The 16,196-nt window shown below is 51.5% G+C and carries 14 protein-coding genes and 1 tRNA gene; 7 read left to right on the top strand and 8 right to left on the bottom strand.

Features of this window, described 5'->3' with window-relative positions:
* The first annotated feature begins 48 nt into the window (after positions 1–48).
* Positions 49–1,149: an LPS export ABC transporter permease LptF gene (lptF, locus tag OGY08_RS14645; RefSeq protein WP_032942200.1), complete on the top strand. Its 1,101-nt coding sequence runs from the start codon at positions 49–51 to the stop codon at positions 1,147–1,149.
* The gene (gene lptG, locus OGY08_RS14640) at positions 1,149–2,231 is read left to right on the top strand and encodes an LPS export ABC transporter permease LptG (protein ID WP_008786067.1); all 1,083 of its coding nucleotides are present in this window, start codon (positions 1,149–1,151) and stop codon (positions 2,229–2,231) included. The genes lptF and lptG overlap by 1 nt, the downstream gene beginning before the upstream one ends.
* Positions 2,232–2,334: 103 nt before the next feature.
* Here the strand turns inward: lptG and OGY08_RS14635 are convergent, their stop codons facing one another.
* Both OGY08_RS14635 and ahr read right to left on the bottom strand, forming a co-directional pair.
* Positions 2,335–3,837: a helicase HerA-like C-terminal domain-containing protein gene (locus OGY08_RS14635; protein WP_048227236.1), complete on the bottom strand. Its 1,503-nt coding sequence runs from the start codon at positions 3,835–3,837 to the stop codon at positions 2,335–2,337.
* Between the two features lie 147 nt (positions 3,838–3,984).
* Positions 3,985–5,004 (bottom strand): NADPH-dependent aldehyde reductase Ahr, encoded by a 1,020-nt coding sequence (gene ahr / locus OGY08_RS14630; RefSeq protein WP_111466188.1) that lies wholly within the window; start codon positions 5,002–5,004, stop codon positions 3,985–3,987.
* Positions 5,005–5,224: 220 nt separating this feature from the next.
* On the opposite strand from ahr, the gene OGY08_RS14625 reads away from it, so the two are divergent.
* The 3 genes from OGY08_RS14625 (at position 5,225) to OGY08_RS14615 (ending at position 6,875) form a co-directional block, all read left to right on the top strand.
* Positions 5,225–5,309: transfer RNA gene (locus OGY08_RS14625), tRNA-Leu, on the top strand.
* A 521-nt stretch (positions 5,310–5,830) separates the two neighbouring features.
* Positions 5,831–6,145 carry a hypothetical protein gene (locus OGY08_RS14620; protein ID WP_020996252.1) on the top strand — a complete coding sequence of 105 codons (315 nt, stop codon included), beginning with the start codon at positions 5,831–5,833 and terminating at the stop codon, positions 6,143–6,145.
* 79 nt (positions 6,146–6,224) lie between these two features.
* A complete protein-coding gene (locus OGY08_RS14615; RefSeq protein WP_118263067.1) occupies positions 6,225–6,875 on the top strand; it encodes a hypothetical protein in 651 nt (216 codons plus the stop codon).
* Positions 6,876–6,927: 52 nt separating this feature from the next.
* Here the strand turns inward: OGY08_RS14615 and OGY08_RS14610 are convergent, their stop codons facing one another.
* Positions 6,928–7,749 carry a hypothetical protein gene (locus OGY08_RS14610; RefSeq protein WP_128612179.1) on the bottom strand — a complete coding sequence of 274 codons (822 nt, stop codon included), beginning with the start codon at positions 7,747–7,749 and terminating at the stop codon, positions 6,928–6,930.
* A 285-nt stretch (positions 7,750–8,034) separates the two neighbouring features.
* Between OGY08_RS14610 and OGY08_RS14605 the strand changes: the two genes are divergently transcribed.
* A protein-coding gene (locus tag OGY08_RS14605; RefSeq protein WP_241176594.1) for an IS3 family transposase occupies positions 8,035–9,182 on the top strand; the annotation gives its coding sequence in 2 pieces (ribosomal slippage) (positions 8,035–8,272 and positions 8,272–9,182; 1,149 coding nt in all).
* Between the two features lie 49 nt (positions 9,183–9,231).
* Entirely contained in the window at positions 9,232–10,758 is a 1,527-nt protein-coding gene (locus OGY08_RS14600) for a T6SS phospholipase effector Tle1-like catalytic domain-containing protein (RefSeq protein WP_275372092.1), read from the top strand.
* Positions 10,759–11,003: 245 nt separating this feature from the next.
* Here OGY08_RS14600 and OGY08_RS14595 read toward each other — a convergent pair whose 3' ends face one another.
* The 5 genes from OGY08_RS14595 to OGY08_RS14575 all read right to left on the bottom strand — a co-directional run bounded on the left by OGY08_RS14595 (position 11,004) and on the right by OGY08_RS14575 (position 15,906).
* Entirely contained in the window at positions 11,004–11,876 is an 873-nt protein-coding gene (locus OGY08_RS14595; protein ID WP_241176597.1) for a phosphorothioated DNA-binding restriction endonuclease, read from the bottom strand.
* Positions 11,877–12,370: 494 nt separating this feature from the next.
* A complete protein-coding gene (locus OGY08_RS14590; RefSeq protein WP_241176598.1) occupies positions 12,371–13,627 on the bottom strand; it encodes an NAD(P)/FAD-dependent oxidoreductase in 1,257 nt (418 codons plus the stop codon).
* The gene (locus tag OGY08_RS14585; protein ID WP_234103052.1) at positions 13,614–13,868 is read right to left on the bottom strand and encodes a (2Fe-2S)-binding protein; all 255 of its coding nucleotides are present in this window, start codon (positions 13,866–13,868) and stop codon (positions 13,614–13,616) included. Before OGY08_RS14585 ends, OGY08_RS14590 begins: the two co-directional genes overlap by 14 nt.
* Positions 13,865–14,968 (bottom strand): NAD(P)/FAD-dependent oxidoreductase, encoded by a 1,104-nt coding sequence (locus tag OGY08_RS14580; RefSeq protein WP_020996246.1) that lies wholly within the window; start codon positions 14,966–14,968, stop codon positions 13,865–13,867. The genes OGY08_RS14585 and OGY08_RS14580 overlap by 4 nt, the downstream gene beginning before the upstream one ends.
* Positions 14,965–15,906 carry a 4-hydroxyproline epimerase gene (locus OGY08_RS14575; RefSeq protein ID WP_234103053.1) on the bottom strand — a complete coding sequence of 314 codons (942 nt, stop codon included), beginning with the start codon at positions 15,904–15,906 and terminating at the stop codon, positions 14,965–14,967. Before OGY08_RS14575 ends, OGY08_RS14580 begins: the two co-directional genes overlap by 4 nt.
* Between the last annotated feature and the right edge of the window lie 290 nt (positions 15,907–16,196).

Genomic DNA, 16,196 nt, shown 5'->3' with positions numbered 1-16,196 from the left:
AACAAGCTAAATTCCGGCAAAAGACGGGTTTTTACGGGCGTATTTAAAGTGATAATCATAAGATATCTGGTTCGGGAAACGCTCAAAAGCCAACTTGCGATCCTATTCATCCTGCTTTTGATCTTCTTTTGTCAAAAGTTGGTCAGGATCCTTGGTGCGGCGGTTGACGGTGATATCCCGGCAAATCTGGTGCTCTCGCTGCTGGGGCTGGGCGTGCCAGAAATGGCGCAACTTATCTTGCCCTTAAGCCTGTTCCTCGGGCTGTTGATGACGCTGGGCAAACTGTATACCGAAAGTGAAATTACGGTCATGCACGCCTGCGGGCTGAGCAAGGCAGTGCTCGTGAAAGCGGCGATGGTGCTGGCGCTGTTTACCAGTATTATTGCGGCGGTCAACGTGATGTGGGCCGGGCCGTGGTCCTCCAGACATCAGGACGAAGTTCTGGCGGAGGCGAAAGCGAACCCCGGTATGGCGGCGCTTGCTCAGGGGCAATTCCAGCAGGCGACCAACGGCAGTTCGGTGCTGTTTATCGAAAGCGTTGACGGCAGCAACTTCAAAGACGTGTTCCTCGCGCAAATCCGCCCGAAAGGCAACGCTCGTCCTTCGGTCGTCGTAGCCGATTCCGGACATCTTACCCAGATGCGTGATGGCTCTCAGGTCGTGACGCTGAACCAGGGGACGCGCTTCGAAGGTACCGCGCTGCTGCGCGATTTCCGCATTACCGACTTCCAGGATTATCAGGCGATTATCGGTCATCAGGCCGTGGCGCTGGATCCAAACGATACCGATCAGATGAACATGCGTACGCTGTGGACGACCGACACCGATCGTGCCCGCGCGGAGCTGACCTGGCGTATCACGTTAGTATTCACCGTATTTATGATGGCGCTGATGGTCGTACCGCTGAGCGTGGTGAACCCGCGTCAGGGGCGCGTGCTGTCGATGCTGCCAGCAATGCTGCTCTATTTGCTGTTCTTCCTGGTTCAGACGTCGCTGAAGTCGAACGGCGGTAAAGGTAAGCTGGATCCAGTGTTCTGGATGTGGACGGTTAACCTGGCGTATCTGGCGCTGGCGATTGTGCTTAACCTCTGGGATACGGTGCCGATGCGCCGCTTGCGTGCCCGTTTTATGCGTAAAGGAGCGGTATAATGCAGCCTTTTGGTGTACTTGACCGCTATATCGGTAAAACCATTTTCACCACCATCATGATGACGCTGTTCATGCTGGTGTCGCTCTCCGGGATCATCAAGTTCGTTGACCAGCTGAAAAAAGCCGGGCAGGGGAGCTACGATGCGATGGGCGCCGGGCTGTATACCCTGCTCAGTGCGCCTAAAGATATCCAGATCTTCTTCCCGATGGCGGCGCTGCTGGGTGCTTTGTTGGGTCTGGGCATGCTGGCCCAGCGCAGTGAACTGGTGGTGATGCAGGCTTCTGGCTTTACCCGTATGCAGGTGGCGTTGTCGGTGATGAAAACCGCGATTCCGCTGGTGCTGCTGACGATGGCTATCGGCGAATGGGTTGCGCCACAAGGCGAACAGATGGCGCGTAACTACCGTGCGCAGCAGATGTACGGCGGCTCGCTGCTCTCTACCCAGCAGGGTTTGTGGGCGAAAGACGGTGACAGCTTTGTCTACATCGAGCGGGTGAAAGGCGACGCCGAGTTAGGCGGGATTAGCATCTACTCGTTTAACGACAAGCGCCGTCTGCAGTCTGTACGCTACGCTGCGAGCGCGACGTTTGACCCGGAGCAGAAGGTCTGGCGTTTGTCGCAGGTGGATGAATCCAACCTGACCGATCCGAAGCAAATCACCGGCTCGCAAACGGTGAGCGGCACCTGGAAAACCAACCTGACACCCGACAAGCTCGGCGTTGTGGCGTTGGATCCTGATGCGCTGTCGATTAGCGGTCTGCATAACTACGTGAAGTACCTGAAGTCGAGCGGCCAGGATGCCGGACGCTATCAGCTCAATATGTGGAGCAAAGTCTTCCAGCCGCTGTCTGTAGCGGTCATGATGCTGATGGCGCTGTCGTTTATCTTTGGTCCGCTGCGTAGCGTCCCGATGGGCGTGCGCGTGGTGACAGGGATTAGCTTTGGCTTTGTGTTCTATGTGCTGGACCAAATCTTTGGCCCGCTGACGCTGGTGTACGGCATTCCGCCGATTATCGGTGCGCTGCTGCCAAGCGCCAGCTTCTTCCTGATAAGCCTGTGGCTAATGCTACGTAAGTCGTAATCACAGTAATCGTAGGCCTGATGGCATTGTGCTTTTCAGGCCTACTCCGGACCCGTAGGCCGGATAAGGCGTTTCCGCCGCCATCCGGCAACGTAACACGGGGCTAGCGTTTTCTCCCGCCCATCAAACTCCCCAACATGCCGCGAATTATCTGATTGGTAACCTGTCGCGCCGCGCTTTTCGCCACGCTCTGCACTACGCCATCGCGCTTACCGCCGCGGGGGCCGGTGCTGCCAAACAGAATATCCTTCAACCCACCGAGAATACCGCCATCCACATCGACAGCTTTACCGTTGGCGGGAGGTGTATTTTGCTGCTCGGTACTGGCCTGCACGCCTTGCTGTAAACGTTCATAGGCGGACTCGCGGTCGATCTCTTCTTCATATTTACCGTACAACGAAGAGTGATTAATCAGCCCGTTGCGCTCGTCGTCCGTCACCGGTCCCATCCGTGAGCATGGCGCAATCACCATTGCCCGTTCAACCACCGACGGGCTGCCTTTGGCGTCCAGAAACGACACCAGCGCCTCACCGGTTCCCAGCTCCTGAATGGCTTTTTCGGTATCAAATGCCGGGTTGGCGCGCATGGTTTGCGCCGCGCTTTTCACCGCTTTCTGGTCTTTAGGGGTGAACGCGCGCAGGGCATGTTGCACACGGTTTCCCAACTGGCCGAGCACGTTGTCCGGAATATCCGACGGGTTTTGCGAGACGAACCACACGCCGACCCCTTTCGAGCGGATCAGGCGGATCACCTGTTCGATTTTATCCAGCAGCACCTGCGGAGCATCGTTGAACAGCAGGTGCGCTTCATCGAAGAAGAACACCAGTTTTGGCTTCTCCAGATCGCCCGCTTCCGGCAGCTGTTCATACAGCTCGGAGAGCATCCACAGCAGGCTGGCGGCGTACAGTTTGGGCATCTGGTAGAGCTTCTCGGCGCTGAGGATATTAATCATCCCTTTGCCGCTGGCGTCAGTACGCATCCAGTCTTTGATGTCCAGCATCGGTTCGCCAAAGAAGTGTGCCGCGCCCTGTTGCTCCAGCGACAGCAGCCCGCGCTGGATCGCCCCGACCGAGGCGCTACTGATATTGCCGTACTGATTCTGGAAGGATTTAGCGTTATCGCCAATGTACTGGGTGATGGCCCGCAGGTCTTTGAAATCGAGCAGCAACAGACCCTGGTCATCGGCAATACGGAAGATAATATCCAGCACGCCGGACTGCACGTCGTTGAGGTTCAGCAGACGGGCCAGCAGCAGCGGACCGAGGTCAGATACCGTGGCCCGCACGGGATGACCTTTTTCGCCGAAGATATCCCACACCGTGACCGGATTAGCATGCGGTTGCCAGTCGGTAATGCCGATATTTTTCAGGCGGGCGAGCAGCTTTTCAGAGGCTTGTCCTTCCTCGGCCACGCCGGTTAAGTCACCTTTCACATCGGCCATAAATACCGGAACGCCAATCTCGGACAGCGATTCGGCCAGCTTCTGTAGCGTGACGGTTTTACCGGTCCCGGTCGCGCCGGTAATCAGCCCGTGACGGTTGGCCATACCTGGCAGTAAAAACAATTCGGTGTCCGGCGTGCGGGCAATTAGCAGGGGTGCGCTCATTGAGATTTCCTCCATTTATCCTGCCTGGAGTATAGGCAACCGTGACGCACTCTTCACCGCTAAATTACGGAGATTGTGAGGAGAATTTAACCTGTCTGGAATAGCGGGGAGAATAGCCGGGAAGCTTACGCCACCCGGCAAAGATGATCAGAAGTCGGCTTTAAGCACTACGCGGTAGCGGGCTTTGCCGTCACGCACGTGCTGGATTGCTTCGTTAATTTGCGACATCGGGTACAGTTCGGTGGTGGGCGACACCTTGCTGCGCCCGGCAAACTTCATCAGCTTGCGCAGCTCGAATGGCGTACCTGTTGCCGAACCGGAGATGCTGCGATCGCCGGCAATTAAGGTGAACGCCGGAACCGGCAGCGGCTTCAGCACCGCGCCGACGGTATGGAAGTTACCGCCGTAGGCCAGCGCTTCAAAATAGGGCTGCCAGTCGAGATCGACGTTAACCGTGTTAATAATGAGATCGAACTGGCCCGCCAGCGCTTTTAGCGCATCCGGATCGCGGCTATTGACCACTTTATCCGCCCCCATTGCCAGCACTTCTTGCTCTTTCGCCGGATTGGAGCTGAACGCGGTCACTTCGCAGCCCATCGCGTGTAACAGCTTAATGGCGATATGCCCCAGGCCGCCGATACCGATCACCCCGACGCGGCTGGTGGCGGTGATATGGTGCATCAGCAGCGGTTTGAACACCGTGATGCCGCCGCACAGTAAGGGACCAGCTGCCGCCAGATCGATACTGTCCGGCAGCGGGATCACCCACTGCCAGTCGGCCCGCAGCTTCTCGGCAAAGCCGCCGCGATTAAGAATTGTGGGAACAGACCCTTCCAGACAGTTAATCTGATTACCGCTGATACAGGCATCGCAGTGCCCGCAGCTGCGTGCCGTCCAGCCAACGCCGACGCGTTGACCAACCTTCAGGCCCTTATCCTGTGCCGCGCTGCCGAGCGCCGCCACGCGACCAATCACCTCATGCCCGGCAACCAGCGGATACTGAGAGAATCCCCATTCGTTGTCGATCATCGACAAATCGGAATGGCAGATACCGCAGTAATCGACCTGGACTTCGACATCTTCCGGCTTAAGCTCGCCCGCATCATATTCATAGAGTTCGAGTTCGCTGCCCGCCGCTTTTGCGGCGTAGCTTTTTATCATCGACATCGTGTTTCCCTCAGTATGGTGTTGAACTGGAAGTGTAGAGCATGGGGAAACGGGACGCTTCGCAGAAGGGGGGATTAAGGAGGGGGCAAACTGTGATGATGGTTACAGGTAAGAAAGGTAATGCTGAAATTTTCAACACTTAGCGGGCCAGACACACGCTGGCGCTTGCATGGTGGCGCATGACAGGTATAATCCACAACGTTTTCCGCATCCCTTCCGTGCCGGAGTGGCGAAATCGGTAGACGCAGTTGATTCAAAATCAACCGTAGAAATACGTGCCGGTTCGAGTCCGGCCTTCGGCACCAAGTCACTAAATTCCTTACAATACAGCTAGTTAGGCAATAAAATCTGTCTCTTTTGCCTGTAAGAAATGCTCTGTTATGTCCCTTGAAAAAGCCGCTGTGGTTGATAGTGGTAATTGGGATGTTAACTCATAGCGGCGTGTAGTTCCAAGCGTCAAACACGTACTGACTCAACTTGAAAGCTATGACGTAGCCACCGTCTCAAAACAATCCCAAAAACTTTTAGTGAAGCGCATTTTAGCCCGATGCCCCCGTTCATGTCGCCGTCGCGAGACGCCGCAGGGGATAAACAGGTTTATGGTGGTCACGGTACTTGCAGATCATATGCAAGCTCTGCCAGCGGTTCGGCCTCGCTCCCCTTGGGTACATGGTCACCCTGATAAGCCTCACTATCTGACATAACCCTGATGAAGTCGCCAGACGCTCCGTTTGTTGTCTTACCACCAACGGGGCTAATTGACTTCTTTTATTTAAAAAAATTTGCGGTATCATCTGATTGACAAACCAAATATCTGGGTGGCTATATGACTTTCGTAGAAGTTGCTGTATGGAGCGATGACGCTTGTTCAAAGCAAATTGTAGAGTTCGATTTGCCTATTTCTGTCTGCGATAGACATGATTTTTTTCTGAAAGCTGTTAATGATTATCTGGTCGATAAGGAATATATAGAAGATCAACATGATAATTTTTTGACTAACCTTGAATTATCCGAAGTTAAATCAATCACAACATCAAGAGATGTTATGTATGATTGTTATATGATTGATAAACACACTAATGAATGCACACATGTTTATTCTGGTCATAAGAAGATGCAAATTTCTTCTCGATCTATTTAACCTTGTTGTTAATCTATAATTTTGTAGTTTGAGTTGTCGTTTTTATTTGAATGAAAATATTTTCGATAAGGATAGAATTATGAAATCACGTGACCTCAAAACAATTCATGATTTGATTGCAACTAATTATCAGAAACTTGACCTTGGCAATGGTCACTTTTTACATACTTTTCAACCTGCAACAACTGATACAACATATCAGTTTGAAGCTAATTTCGAAGATGTCATCGTTGAGGGAGAACGATATAATATTGGTTTCACCGAGGAAAATGGCTGTAAGGTAGTTGACCTATCCTGTCTATCCAAGGCGTCCATTTTGGATAAAGATTTTAGCTATCTATATGCTCGTAATATGTCAAAACAAAAACATGATGAAAATAAAGGAAAGAATGACTCGCGGGTAAAATATCAATCCGAAGATGGTTATTACTGGGGTAGGAAATATGCGTGGCGGGAATTTGGTTTGGTTTTGCCTCGCGATGCCTTCGAAAGCTATTTAATTGGTTGTGTTAAGCACCCTACAATTGAATGCGTAGTCGAAACCGAGGGGTATCCAAAAGGTGAGGATTCTATTGCCTTTAAAGAAGATGGCCTTGAAAAAGCCATAGATGAGTTAATAGACACTGCTGTTATGGTTAACAAAGGGCCTTATTTTAAATCTCCATTATACTTTAACAATGAAAAAAGATTTACTATTAAGGGTGTTCCTGCGATAACAGATAAAAAATAAAATAAACTATAAATAAGGTTGGTATGTTTTTTGAGTTTTTATCAGCCTTATTTTATTTTCTTGTCTGCTTTTTAATCCATTCTTTATACCATTTTGAAGCTGTACGGTATGATACCCTCATTATATAGGAGGCAGCGAGCGGAGTTGCTTTTGCATCATAGAGCATGAGTATTCCTTTCGCACCTTCCGCGCTGAATGTGCCATTACTTTTTCTGTTTTTCGGATGGCCGGGTTGTATAGTATCCATAACTTCCCGTGGAATGTTGCGGATTATTTTATTTGTGGTTTCTATAGTAATATTCAGCTTGTCAATCCCAGCGTTAACCTTTTTCTTTAACCGCTTAATCTCCTTGAGGTATGCTTGCTCTGCGGCGTCAAATGCCAATGTGTTAAAAGATAACTCAAAGCAAAATGACTTTTCCATCATTTTTCTTTCTATATTCTTTCTAAACTTTTGTATGCGTTGGACTGCTGAGTAATCATATTTTGATATTTTATGTCCGTTAGGGAGGTCATACTCTGCCAGATTTAAATATGCTCCAATATCTATGGTTATTCTGTGGATCTCATGGCCTATAGTATTACGGTAGTCAATCATTTCTTTCAGTTGTACGCTTTCTTCTTGTGTTATGACACCTTCTAATATGAGTAATTCATGTGCTTTTTTAAAACTAATTTGCTCTTCGTTATTTGTTTTTGGGTTCGTGTTATCAAGGATTTTTCTTAGGCGTTTTGTAACTTTGACAGAACTGATAATAAAACCTTTCAGGTTTTCTACATAGAAAAGCACTAACACCATTTCTAGCGCTCGAAGTTTAAGTACATCTGCTTCTAAAGTGGTTACGGTACGACCATGTGGGCGATATCTTTCCATTCCTGAAAACTCCCCATTCAACCATCAGTATAATAATTAGTAGCTTCGCAGCTTGAGTAATCTGTGGCCTCAAGTCAATCATGATGGATGAGTAGTATGTATTGAGTCCTTTGTTGCTCATGTCATTTCAGGTATTCTTGGCTTGAAAAATTGCACGCTTGTGGTTGCCCCTCGCTCAACGATTAAGGCTTCAACTTCCCCCGTGCGCCTCTCCCAGCCGAATGAATCGCCACGGGTTTAACAGACACCTCGGAGTCATTTAAGATGACTTAAAGAGAGGTGCCCATGAGCGGTAAACGTTATCCCGAAGAGTTGAAAATTGAAGCAGTCAAACAGGTTATTGATCGCGGTCATTCTGTTTCCAGCGTTGCAACACGTCTCGATATCACCACCCACAGCCTTTACGCCTGGATAAAGAAGTACGGTCCGGACTCATCCACTAATAAAGAACAGTCAGATGCTCAGGCCGAGATCCGCCGACTCCAGAAGGAGTTGAAGCGGGTTACTGACGAACGAGACATATTAAAAAAAGCCGCGGCGTACTTCGCAAAGCTGTCCGACTGAGGTACGCCTTTATTCGTGACAACTCCCGTTGCTGGCCTGTTCGTCTGCTCTGCAGGGTGCTGGATGTTCATCCCAGTGGCTTTTACGCCTGGTTTAAGCAACCGTATTCTCAGCGCCACCAGGTAGATCTGAGACTGACGGGACAGATCAAACAGTTCTGGCTGGAGTCCGGTTGCGTTCATGGTTATCGCAAGATCCATCTGGACTTGCGGGATAGCGGTCAACAGTGCGGAGTGAACAGAGTCTGGCGACTGATGAATCGTGCCGGGATAAAGGCTCAGGTCGGGTACCGGAGCCCGCGGGCACGCAAAGGCGAGGCCAGTATCGTATCGCCCAACAGGCTCCAGCGACAGTTCAATCCGGATGCTCCGGATAAGCGTTGGGTAACGGACATAACCTACATCAGGACCTACGAAGGCTGGCTGTATCTTGCTGTGGTTGTTGATCTGTTCTCACGCAAAATTATCGGCTGGTCAATGCAATCCCGGATGACAAAGGACATTGTCCTGAACGCACTGCTGATGGCTGTATGGCGGCGTAATCCCCAAAAACAGGTGCTGGTTCATTCGGACCAGGGCAGTCAGTACACAAGCCATGAGTGGCAGTCGTTCCTGAAATCACACGGCCTGGAGGGGAGCATGAGCCGTCGCGGTAACTGTCACGATAATGCGGTTGCAGAAAGCTTTTTCCAGTTGCTGAAACGCGAACGGATAAAGAAAAAGATCTACGGAACGCGGGAAGAAGCCCGCAGCGATATTTTTGATTACATCGAAATGTTTTATAACAGTAAGCGTCGGCATGGTTCGAGCAATCAGATGTCACCGACAGAATATGAAAACCAGTATTATCAACGGCTCGGAAGTGTCTAGATTATCCGTGGTGATTCAGAACAGTACATTTGCTACGTGCGAGGGGAAGATGACTGGAAAGTGGATTCGTCAACTGAGTACCACTCTTGTATGTGTTTTGATTAGTGGTCTTTTAACCGCTTGTACGGGACTGGTTTCTGGGAGTCGGACCATTCCTGTCAAAGTGACAGATTATGAAGAAATTCAAAAAATTACTTACACAACCAATAATGCACCATTGATCACAGCACCCATCGGAAATCGCCCTGTAAGAATATACAAAGTTGCTTTTGATGGAACGCTCAATGATCACTCTAGAGTACCATCTGGTGAGCGTGAGACTCTGGTTGCTAGGATAGCCGCGCTTGTAAAAGCTGATAATTACTATCCAGGAGCAGGAATGCAGGGTCGCAGCATCGATTATTTCGATGCTGCGACTGGTAGAAGTGGTATCGCTATAGCAACAGATGCGGAGAAAAAATTCTATGCTCAAGCCAAAATTTGGCTAAAGCAAAATCCTGATACAGATATTCGGGTTTTTGTTACGGGGTTCAGTCGAGGAGCAGCAACTGCTAGGCATTTTATTAATTTGGCCAGTAATCAATGGGCCCAATATTTTAACTCAGATATTAAGAGTCCGCGATTTTATGCACTGCTTTACGATACTGTAGCGACCGGCCAGCAGGATCGTCTTACTCTCAATATACCTGAGAGCGTTGATTATCTTGTGCACTTTGTTGCAACAGACGAGGCTAGAAACTGGCTTTTTGTTCCAACGATTGATGAGGATAAAACACCGCTACCTTTAGGAACGCAGTTTGCCCCTATAAATCGAATCAATACTATCTATGTGCCAGGATCTCACTCTGATATAGGCGCTTCTTACTCCAAAGGTATTGGTGATTTATATATTACATTGACTGAACAATTTTTATACATGATGGGCTTGGCTCAGACAAACTGTTGGGAGAGCCATTATGATCCATTGTTAGCAGGGAAACATGACTCGCGAGGAGGGCTGGATGTTTTATTTGGTAGCCAGAACCCCAACACTGTCATGGTTGTAAACCGGCCATCAGTTAGTAAAGAAGCTATGCCACTGACAATCGTACAGCGTAAGGATATTGCCCTTCGCCTAAATCAGATGTGGGAAGCCAATTTCAGGCGTATGTCTGGAATGTATGTAGACCGGTCTGAAACGTCGCTAGCAACTATCACGCTACGAAAATCAATAGAGGGAATTGTACCTGTCAGCGTATCGAGTAATATCATACCAGAGTCATTAACATTATCACCTGAAGGTGACGCTACACGGATCCGCTTTAGATTCACTATGGGAGAAAGTGAAAATAGTTTACTTCTCAAACCGCAAGTTACAAGACATATAAAATCCGAAGGCTCTAAGGTTGCTTTTAGCTTTTTGGAATCGCCGCCAGACAGTTACATGGCAACATGGGTAGATAATCGGCTTATCGAATTAACTCCTATGACAGTTAGTTCAGAAGCTGTTTATGAAGCTCCATATCAACGTTGCATTAAACAATTGGATGGTACGTTCCGCTCGCCTATTAGTGCTATGGTTATTGGCTCCAACTAGAAAGCTTCATGTTAGCCTGATTAACTAGAATGGTAGGAGCTGTATGGGAAGGATGCAAGTTCCTGAGCATGCCGTTAGTTGTATTAGGTGGCTATCGCGGTGAACGTATCAAAGCGTAAGCATTGATCATATTTTATACAGATTTTCATTTGTGGGTATAAGTGTGGGTATAATCATCATGCTTATAAAATAAATTACATTAAAATCAGTTTGTTGAATGATTTATTCGAGTCCGGCCTTCGCACTCACCCCCTAAACACCTCCTTCCTGTGCCACTCCACAAAACCTTCTTTTGGATAATTTTCGCGCATCATCGGTAGAGCAATCTCCTTCCCGTCGAAATCCCAGAATAGTCTGCCCACCATGCCGCTGCCATTTACTGCGGGTGACACCTGAACTCGCATACTCTCATCCAGCCCAATCGAACCTTTATCAAATGCTTTATGGTGGATTGCACACAGCGCCAGGCCGTTTGAAATCTCGCACGGGCCGCCGTGCTGTTTCCATTTAATATGGGCGGCCTCTAGGGCAACCGAAGTGCTGTCGTGGCGCATATTGAAGCCACAAATGGCGCATTCATAGTTATAGGCACGCAGAACCTGCTGGCGGAACAACGGGTCCCGCTGTTTGCGGATTTGCAGGATATCAAACCCCAGTTCATCCGCGATCTCTTCCTGGATGCTTTCGGTGAAGTGAGCCTCGAGAATTTGCTGTGCCAGGGTGTTAATGAGGTTGTTGCTCTTTTTCAGCAGGGCAAAATGTTGTTCATCAAAGCCTCCGGCAACGTTATGCGCCACCAGTTCTCCGGCAGGGGGCTGTTTGCTGCTGCCGGATGTTGAGCAATGCTCGGCGTTTTGGAGATCCCAGAACCCATCTCCCTGTAAGCGCCAGAAGGGCATATCGGGGCGGTACTGCGCGCGCTGTGGCCCAAATCGCTCCAGCAGGCTATGCAACGGGTCGCGAACTTCCGACCCGTAGTCAAACAGGCGACCGTGACCCTGCTGATACCCCGCCAGCACATGAAGTAGCAGCAGAGGCTTGTGCGGCGCACGCTGCTCGCCTTTACGCCAGATGGTGATGTCGGCAATTGCCTGTTGCAGGGATTTACTGGAAGTCATTGATTTCATTTTCGGGTAAATAATTGCGATGATGCTCGCAAAATATCACTTAATCAAGCGTTGCTGTGTCTATTTCGGCCAACACTAAAAACAATATTCATTATCGAATTCGCAGATTAAATAAAACACTTTTTTCGCCATATTATTTTTAAGTTATTCATGCTCATTCATAGGGGGGGTATAAAAACCTTGCTTTAGTAAGTGTTATTTTTCTAACTATATGAAAATAAAAAGTTATTTACTTGGGTGTTATGCTGGTTTCTGCTTTTTAATAAAAGCAATATTGGTAATTTGAAGTGTTGGGTTTATCATATTTTAAACATGCATTACATTCCCTTTATATTTTTGAATGTTTGGCAGAAATAGGACGCTCGGTTCCCAATACACAGAGCGAAATAGATATGTGTGAAGATAAAAATTATTCCCTTTGACGAAAAGGTCTACGGATACACCACATCAAAAAAGGCGCCAGTGGGCGCCTTTAAACCTGACCATCAGCCCTCAGGTTTTGCGAGATGGATAAGCGTGTCGACACGCGCGGGGGAGAGCGGTTCGCGCGGCTGCGGCAGCGGCCAGCCGTACAGCCAGCGGGCGCTGGTGGCGCAGACTTTCCCCTGGCAGGCTCCCATTCCACAGCGTGAAGCGAGCTTTGCCGCCTGCCAGCTTTCGGCGTTTTGCACGTCGCCACAACGAATATCCTCACAACGGCAGAGCAGCGTATCCGCGGTGGTCGCGGCTTTTAGCGACTCCGGCAGCGCAAACGTCGTATGCAACGCCTGGGCAAAACGCTGCCAGCGGGCGCGCGCAGAGACGGCGCTTTGGGCCTTTTGCGGACAATTTGCGGCGGCGTAGCCGGCAATTTCTCCCTCGGCTAACGCCAGCTCGCTGCCGCCAAAGCCGGTGCATTCTCCTGCCGCATAGATATCCTGCACGCTGGTGCGTTGCGCCGCATCGACCCAAATAGCCTGATTTTCTCTTTTGCAGCCAAAGATTGCGCCAGGTTCTGTATTCGGTACCAGCCCATAGCCAATGGCCAGCCTGTCGCAGACGATCTCCCGGGTTTGCCCCTGGTGGCGCACGGTCACTGACTGCAGACAGGTATCACCCTGCGCTTGGATGACCTGGCTTGCCGGATGATAGCGGGCTGGAAAGAGCTCGCCGAACTGACGCAATTTTTCAGGCCAGCGCCATAGCCCGGTTGCGAAACGGGCCAGTGCGGTCATCGGGGCCTGTTCGATGATGGCGACAATATTCCCGCCAGCGCGTTTCACTGTACTAGCGACCGCCAGCAGAAGAGGACCGCTGCCTGCAATGACCACGCGTTCCCCCTTGAGCTGCAGACCGTGTTTTATCTGCGCCTGCAGGCCTCCAACCCCCGTCACATTGGGTAGCGTCCAGCCGGGAAAAGGCAGCGAGAGTTCTCTGGCGCCGCAGCATAAAATCAGCCGCTGCCAGCGGATTTCGCCGCAGTCGCCTGCGGTTTCGAAGACTACGGAATGTGGGTCGGGGCGGGCAATTAGCCGGGCACCGCTCAGCAGCGTAATGTGGGGATGTTCCGCCACCGCCTGACGAAGCCGTCTGGCGTGCCGGGGGAGTGAGACCTGCGGCCCGTCGCGCCAGATTTGCCCGCCGGGGCGAGGGTTGTCATCAAGGATTATCACTGATTTTCCACAGCGTGCGGCAGCCAGTGCCGCCGACAATCCGGCAGGCCCTGCGCCAAGGATCAGGATCTCACAGTCAACGCTTTGCATGATGGCTCCTTTCAATCACCATTTCGGGCCGGCATTCCGTCTGGCAGGCCAGTACCCGGTGCCCGTTCACCGTGACGCGGCACTCCTGACAAACTCCCATTCCGCAGAAGGGCGCGCGCAGTTGACCACTCACCGAACGACGGGTCACGCCGTTGCCCACCAGGACCAGTGCTGCTGCAATACTCATTCCGACGGGAACCTCACAGGTCTGGCCGTCGATAATTACGTTCAGGGTTGTCATGCGATGGCCTCCTGCTTGTGCAGGCGAGCGGGGAGCCAGGCATCCGGGGACACCGCCGGGCGCTCGCCAAGGATCTGGGCGCAAAGTAACTCGGCGGTTGCTGGCGCGGTTGTGACGCCCAGTCCTTCATGTCCCAGCGCCAGCCAGATACCCGGACGCGCAGGATGTGGGCCAATCAGCGGGTTGCCGTCAGCCGATGCCGCGCGAAAACCGCTCCAGCAACGGATGATATTTAGCGTCTCCAGAGAGGGTAAAAAATGGCGCGCGCGCGCCAGCATCTGTGCCAGCAGGGGGAGGTCAACCTCGCGGTCGGTGTTATCAAACTGGCGGGATGAGCCAATCAGCAACTGTCCGGTGGGGCGTGGCTGAATGTTAAATGCCACTGAGGTGCCGCCTGCATGGGCGCTGGCACCGTATCCCAACTCTACCAGCTGGTGGCTGAGCAAGGGGCCGTAGCGGTCGGTAATCGCCAACTGGCCTTTTTTGGGTCTGAGCCAGTTTTCGTCCAGCAGCATATTGGCCCCCAGACCGCTGGCGATGACGATGGCGCGCGCGCGCAGTCGTTTACCGCTGTGTAGGGTGACGTAAGGGGCATCAACAGAGAGGGCGCTATCCCGAAGGTGCGTTAAATCGGCATCGTTAATAAACCAGCGGGCGACGTTTGGGGCGTAAACTATCCCGTCGCCGGGGACCCACAGCCCGCCAGCGAGTCCGGCGGTGAGCAGCGGTTCGCGTGCGGCAAGCCGATCGCGGGTCTGCATTTCGCTGACAACCTGGTATTGTGCCATCCGTTGTTTTTTTTCTTCTGCCAGCGCAAGCTCTTGCGGCGTTTCCGCCAGCCACAGCGTGCCGCATCCGCGCCAGGCACAGCTTTCCGGCATCCGGGGCGTCAGTTTGCGCCAGCTCTCCAGAGACCAGGCGGAGAGTGCGAGCTCCGCAGGATCGTCATCCATGCACACCAGGTGACCCATACCCGCCGCCGTCGCGCCCGCATTGCCGTCATCGACCAGCGTGACTCGCTGTCCGCGAGCGGCCAGTTGCCAGGCGCAGGCGGCCCCGATAATCCCGGCACCGATGACGATGACGTCACTTTCGATCACAGCGAGATCCCCCAGCAGAACGGATCTTCAGGATTGAGGATCAGCTTATTATCACCACAGACCCATGCCTCTCCGCGGATCGTCGGGACTATCTTGTCGCCATGCGGCACGAAATGCGCCGTAAATTCGCTGCCGATGATGCTCGCCTGTCGCCATGATTCTCCGGATTTGAGTTTTCCGTCCTCTGCCAGACAGGCCAGTTTGGCGCTGGTGCCGGTGCCGCAGGGCGATCGATCCCAGGCTTTACCGGGGCAGAGTACAAAGCTGCGGCTGTCCGCGCGATCATCTTCTGCAAACAGTTCGATATGATCGATAATGCCGTCATGTTCGCCACGGATGCCTGCACGATCTAACCCTTCACGGATTGCCCATGCGTACTCCGTCAATTCAGGGATCTTTTCCGGCGAGACCGCGAACGGATGATCGTTGACGAGGAAGAACCAGTTGCCGCCCCAGGCGATATCACCCGTTACCGTACCGTGGATGGTTTCAACCTGTACCTGCTTACGCCAGCGGTAGGCCGGCACGTTTTCGACCGAGACGCTGCCGTCTTCGTGCAGCGTGGCGGTCACATCGCCCACCGGCGTTTCAATCAGATGTTTACCGGGTTGAATGCGCCCAAGCCATGCCAGCGAGGCAATCAGCCCGATGGTGCCGTGACCGCACATGTTCAAAAAGCCGCAGTTATTAAAGAAGATGACTCCCGCCGTGGCCTGTGGCGAAACCGGTTCACAGAGCAATGCACCGACCAGAACGTCATTACCGCGTGGCTCAAGAATAATGGCTTTACGCCAGTCGTCGTAGTCGCGGGAAAAGCGCTCGCGACGCTCGCTCATGTTCCCCGTTCCCAGATCCGGAAAGCCGTCGATGACCAGGCGAGTGGGTTCACCGCCGGTGTGAGAATCAATCACTCTCAGTTCACTGTACTGTTCTGTCATAGGATCTCCGGGAAGTTAATATTTTGTTGCTAAATGCTGGCGCAAGCTTTGCGTCCCGGCTTGATCGCTTTCGTCACTGTAAATGACGAAATCAGCATAATGGCCGCTGTCATCGTTAAGGCGATATCATATTTATTTGTTATTAATCATTTTGTTAGTGGTGTGGTAAACCAAAAAAGGCAACCGCGCCAGTGGCTGGAAAAGGGGAAATTTTAAATCTACGGTAGGATCGCAAAACGCAGTAAGGATGCTTGCTGAGTTAACAAAAAGTTAATAAATATTCAAATCAC

It is taken from the genome of Citrobacter sp. Cpo069, assembly GCF_030332785.1.
Classification (GTDB): Bacteria; Pseudomonadota; Gammaproteobacteria; order Enterobacterales; family Enterobacteriaceae; genus Citrobacter; species Citrobacter portucalensis.
The sequence above is the reverse complement of the archived record's forward strand: the minus strand, read 5'-3'. Positions and strand labels throughout refer to the sequence as shown.

Bases quoted from the DNA above. Each gene is read 5' to 3' on its own strand.
- lptG (WP_008786067.1), top strand. From the start codon at position 1,149: ATGCAGCCTTTTGGTGTACTTGACCGCTATATCGGTAAAACCATTTTC.
- OGY08_RS14635 (WP_048227236.1), bottom strand. From the start codon at position 3,837: ATGAGCGCACCCCTGCTAATTGCCCGCACGCCGGACACCGAATTGTTT.
- ahr (WP_111466188.1), bottom strand. From the start codon at position 5,004: ATGTCGATGATAAAAAGCTACGCCGCAAAAGCGGCGGGCAGCGAACTC.
- OGY08_RS14620 (WP_020996252.1), top strand. From the start codon at position 5,831: ATGACTTTCGTAGAAGTTGCTGTATGGAGCGATGACGCTTGTTCAAAG.
- OGY08_RS14615 (WP_118263067.1), top strand. From the start codon at position 6,225: ATGAAATCACGTGACCTCAAAACAATTCATGATTTGATTGCAACTAAT.
- OGY08_RS14610 (WP_128612179.1), bottom strand. From the start codon at position 7,749: ATGGAAAGATATCGCCCACATGGTCGTACCGTAACCACTTTAGAAGCA.
- OGY08_RS14600 (WP_275372092.1), top strand. From the start codon at position 9,232: ATGACTGGAAAGTGGATTCGTCAACTGAGTACCACTCTTGTATGTGTT.
- OGY08_RS14595 (WP_241176597.1), bottom strand. From the start codon at position 11,876: ATGACTTCCAGTAAATCCCTGCAACAGGCAATTGCCGACATCACCATC.
- OGY08_RS14590 (WP_241176598.1), bottom strand. From the start codon at position 13,627: ATGCAAAGCGTTGACTGTGAGATCCTGATCCTTGGCGCAGGGCCTGCC.
- OGY08_RS14585 (WP_234103052.1), bottom strand. From the start codon at position 13,868: ATGACAACCCTGAACGTAATTATCGACGGCCAGACCTGTGAGGTTCCC.
- OGY08_RS14575 (WP_234103053.1), bottom strand. From the start codon at position 15,906: ATGACAGAACAGTACAGTGAACTGAGAGTGATTGATTCTCACACCGGC.